The sequence below is a fragment of the Photobacterium sp. BZF1 genome (genome assembly GCF_014349205.1).
GTDB lineage: Bacteria > Pseudomonadota > Gammaproteobacteria > Enterobacterales > Vibrionaceae > Photobacterium.
This window is the reverse complement of the sequence record NZ_JACSOF010000255.1, coordinates 1-4,563: the sequence shown is the minus strand read 5'-3', so window position 1 is coordinate 4,563 and position 4,563 is coordinate 1. Positions and strand designations below refer to the sequence as shown.

General features: G+C 47.3%; 3 protein-coding genes. 1 reads left to right on the top strand and 2 read right to left on the bottom strand.

Annotation, left to right across the window (positions count from 1 at the left end):
- Positions 1–1,154 (top strand): mechanosensitive ion channel domain-containing protein (locus BIZ37_RS29555; protein WP_187464583.1); only part of this gene is annotated, 1,154 nt, incomplete at its 5' end.
- 39 nt (positions 1,155–1,193) lie between these two features.
- On the opposite strand, the gene BIZ37_RS29550 is transcribed toward BIZ37_RS29555, so the two are convergent.
- Together BIZ37_RS29550 and BIZ37_RS29545 are read right to left on the bottom strand one after the other, a co-directional pair.
- Positions 1,194–2,039, bottom strand: a complete 846-nt coding sequence (locus BIZ37_RS29550; protein WP_187464582.1) for an endonuclease/exonuclease/phosphatase family protein — start codon at positions 2,037–2,039, stop codon at positions 1,194–1,196.
- Positions 2,040–2,368: 329 nt separating this feature from the next.
- Positions 2,369–4,495: a metallophosphoesterase gene (locus tag BIZ37_RS29545; RefSeq protein WP_187464584.1), complete on the bottom strand. Its 2,127-nt coding sequence runs from the start codon at positions 4,493–4,495 to the stop codon at positions 2,369–2,371.
- Between the last annotated feature and the right edge of the window lie 68 nt (positions 4,496–4,563).

The window sequence follows — 4,563 nt, the reverse complement described above, 5'->3', positions numbered from 1 at the left end:
TTTATCAGATGGGCGAACGCTGGCTAAAACTCGAACATCGCCAACTTAACTATCAACGGCTACTTGAAAGGCGTGAAGAGTTGATTGCCCAGCAGCAAGAACAAGCTGATGAACCCCCAGAACTGGCTGAACTTCGAGAGGTCATGCCTGAAGTAGAAGAAAACAGTTTGGATGCAGAGCAAGTCAGTGAGCAATCATTGAAATTACTACGGGGCCTATCTTTAATTGGCTTTGTGATTGCTATGTTGACCCTTTGGTCAAGTGCCCTTGAGATGACCAGTTGGCTAGGGCAAGTTGTCGTCTGGCAGGTCAGCGAGATGGGTGAAACAGGGATCGTAATGGTGGACATTAGTTTGCAGTCGCTGATCTTTGCGCTGATCACCTTGCTGGTGACCTTTATTGCGGTAAAGAACTTGCCGGGAATATTGGAGTTGTTAGTCTTGCGGCGGTTAGATTTATCGCCCGGGACGGGATATGCGGCGACAACAGTGCTGCGTTATTTATTGATGCTGGTTGGGGTGTTCAGTGCGTGTTCGTTGATAGGTTTCCAGTGGTCGAGTTTGCAGTGGTTGGTGGCTGCATTTGGTGTCGGTCTGGGTTTCGGCCTACAGGAGATCTTCGCCAACTTCATATCGGGCTTGATCATTTTGTTCGAGCGTCCGATACGTATCGGAGACATTGTGACCATTAATGATCTGTCCGGCACGGTGAGTAAAATAAAAACTCGTGCAACGACCATCATTGACTGGGACAACAAAGAAATCGTTGTTCCCAACAAAGCCTTCATTACTGAAAAGCTGATCAACTGGTCGCTGACCGATCCGATAACCCGTATCGTGATCCCCATTGGGGTCGCTTATGGATCGGATATCGATAAGGTTGAGCAGTTGCTATACAAGGTCGCCAATGAGCACCCTTTGGTACTCAAAGATCCGCCGCCATCGGTGTTCTTTCTTGCCTTTGGCGCCAGTAGTTTGGATTTCGAATTAAGGGTTTATATCACGGCGATTGACCATCGTCTTTCGACCATCCATTTGATCAACAAGAATATTGATAGTTCGTTTAAGGAGAACGGTATTGAGATTGCCTTCCCGCAAATGGATATCCATGTGCGTGATGTGAAGCAGGAAAAAGACAACCCTCCTGGTGATTAGGGTCAACTGCAACAAGCATTTAGCTCATGATTGCCAGCCCTAATACTGAAGCGTAATCGACTGCGGACAATGATCACTGAGGTGGTAGTGCTTTAATTGTTGGTCGCTGTAAAGATATTCTGAAAAGGAGGGCTGGGTGCTCTTTTCTGGTATCCGGCCATCGATAATAAAGTGATCGATAAAGCCCGGATATTGCCTGACTTCCCATTGTTTTTTGCGTTTGTTGTAGGCTTGGGAGCGGCACTGGCTTTGTCTGCCTTGGGTACTAAGTCTCGGAACCTGCATTTTTCCAGAAGTCAGCTGCTGCCAGAACTTATCACCTTTCTCTGCCAACCTACGGTTAAAATCCCCCATGATAATGAAAGGCTGTTGATGGGCTTGCCGCTCGCTGATCCAGCCATCAAGAACTTCAAATTGCTCAGCCAAGACCGGACAGTTTTTGTTGCGATGGCGGTTGCTGTAACAGCCGTTTTTAAGGTGGACAACCAATAGTCTTAATGCCGGTTGTCCTTGTTGAAATAATGAAATATCGACACCGTAACGCAAGTACTGGTTATCCCACACATCGAGTTGATGTAGGTCAGGGTGGCGTACGTATTGAATTCCATTGCTTATTGCAAAACCGACAAACTGCGGCCAAATGTCATTATTGCCTTTATCTTTCCTGCTCGAGAACTCAATCTGGTAATTGTTGAGCGGTACTACTTTTCCGATGGCTTGATGACCAGCAACCTCTTGAAAGGCAAGCACATCGGGTGAAATGGCTTTGATAATGGCGGCCATTGCCTGATAGTCACGGGACGTTCTGGGTGGAGCGGTAGATTGGTTATGCCTGTTCGTTTCATCTACTGCCAACCAGTTGAGATTCCATGTAGTAAAAGTCAATGAGTGTGACCTACTGTTAGGTACATCAGCAATGACTATATCTGAAGCGATAATCCCCCATAGCAGGAGTAAATAGCGCACTGGTGGGCTAATCATAATATGGCGAACTTTATAGCTGAAAAGTTTACTCTTACCGTGATTGCACTGAAAAGCGATTAACCTTGATGGTAATGAGGGATGAAAAACAGCTTGAATGTAATAGGGGGCGTATTGCAGGCGTTAATGATGGTTCTCTCGCAAATGTCCAGTTGGTTTACATAAGCATAGGTGAACTAAAAAGGGCAGGAAGACCTGCCCTTTGCGGTTAAGCTGAAATGAATTTTTGATGCTTACTGCAAGCTTTCACGGTCAACAACTGTCTTGAGGTCGGTCAGGGTGCCCTGCTCAACATCAATTAGGAAGTTGTCGCTGGCCTCACCGGTTGCGAAGCGGTCAAGGATGTAGAACAAGGTGCCGAAGCGGACTTTGAAGACATCACCAACTGGTGTGTCATCGTTATTGATATCGTCAAAGTTAACGGCGGACTCCATATCATACAACTCTTCACTCAATAGCTTGTACTGTGGCAGGCGAGAAGGCTCGATATCACGGAAAGCCAGTTCATCGGCGTTGCGCAGGCGGTAGAAGTCGATAGCCAACTCTTCACCGTTCCATTCTGCAAAGTCGATCAGGGCCATACCGTTTTGGTTGGCCAATGCTTCGGCTTTTAGTTTGGCTCGGCTCCAATCCTGGATGAAATCATTCAAATCATCTTGGCTTCTTGAACCTTGGCAAGGGATATCAAGGGCTGTTTTTAGCTGGCATACAGTAATATCCGTTTCCAACTGAGACAGGATTAGCATTTGCTTGCCGTCCATGTTGAAAAGCATGTTCTTGATATCTTCTGGCCACTCTTCCGGTAGGAAACGCAGGCGAGTCAACTCTTTGATGTGCCAGTCTGTCAGCTCGTAGTAGTTCTCGGCATCGAGGATATCGCGGTTCCAGATTTCACTTGCGTTAGAGTCAACCAACTGGTCATGCTCTTCGGCATAATGTTCAAATAGCTCGTTGAAGCGAGGCACGTTCTCGATAACAACGGTTTCAACTTCTACCTGGCTGTTCGGTTTGATTTCAAGCACCTTGTAAGCTGGGATATAGCCAGCCAGTGACGGAGCCTGGATGTTGAACAGGGTATAAGTTTCGCCGCCGATGTTGTATTGCTTCAAGCCTGTGTCGTTGAAGTGCATGTGGCCGCCGACATGGATACTCAAACCGGTTTGTGCCAGTGCTTTACTGGTATCGTCTTCTGGTTCGCGTTTGAGCTGGAAGTTACCTTCACCGAAGATATCTTCGATTTCTTCTGATGCGCCGTTGTAGAAATCGGTCATCGGGAAGTGGCTAAACGACAGCAGGACTTTGTTCTGCTCTTTCGCCGCTTTAACCGTGTTGCTGATCCAGTCAATGACGTGCTCTTTGTGGGTAAGCATCATGTTGTAGCCGGCATTGCTCGAACCCTCGTAATCGTTAGGGTTATCAACACCACCTGCAGTATTAGCTTTAGGTTGGTAAACATTGGCATCGATAGCCATCAACCATAGGCCTTCGATTGGCTCAACCAGATAAGTACTGTCTGGTACCATAGAGCATGATGTAAAGTCGTCTTCCTTGTATTCCCCACCTGTGCCTTCGTGGCAGATTTCATACATGCGGTTGGCATAATTGGCTTCTTGCAAAGCCACATCGTAGGAATAGTTTTGACGGGCGTCGTCAGAGCTATAAGGCGTTTCGAAATATTTATAATGAGGCTGGGGATCGAAGCCGTGGTGGCTGAGGATACCCATGATTTCCTTGTAGCCCCACTCTTTAACTTCCTCAGTACAGATGGTTGGCAGCGGGTTGTCAGGCGTCGGTGCAATCGTCCAGTCGCCCTCGTAACCTTCACACTCACTGGTTGCACCACGGCTATAAATGCGCTGGTCATGGCCATCACGACCTAAGTAGTCTTTTTTGCCATTCGGACGGGTAAAAGGACGGACAGGATCGTGGTTTCCCGGTGCGGCGAAGAACTCAAGGCCGTGTTTTTCACGGTATTGATCAAAGATTTTAACCAGACCTCGCATGTGAACCGGTTGGCCGTCGTCACTGAAATCCCCAGGCAGGGCAACATATTTGATACCACGGGCAACGACGTCATCCAATGCCGCAATCATGGCAAAGTAGTTTTCGTTGAAAAGGCGGGTCGACTTCATTTGTGACATCATGGTACGGATGGTCGCACCTTGTCCGGTCTCTGAATTGTACAAACCGTCAAATGAGCCATCTTGGAAATCACCGTAGACATCGTGGAAATGGATATCTGGCATGAAGGCAACTTGTAGTCCTTCAACGGGAAGTGTCTTGCCGTCATCATTGCTCGAGTCTGAGTTACAACCTGCCAAGGCAAGCATAGTGAATAATGCCACTGCTGTGCGTTTAATTGCCATTTTATCCTCTGAGAAAGGTTATATTTATTTTTCGGTGGCAGAGAATAGAAATTCAATATGAC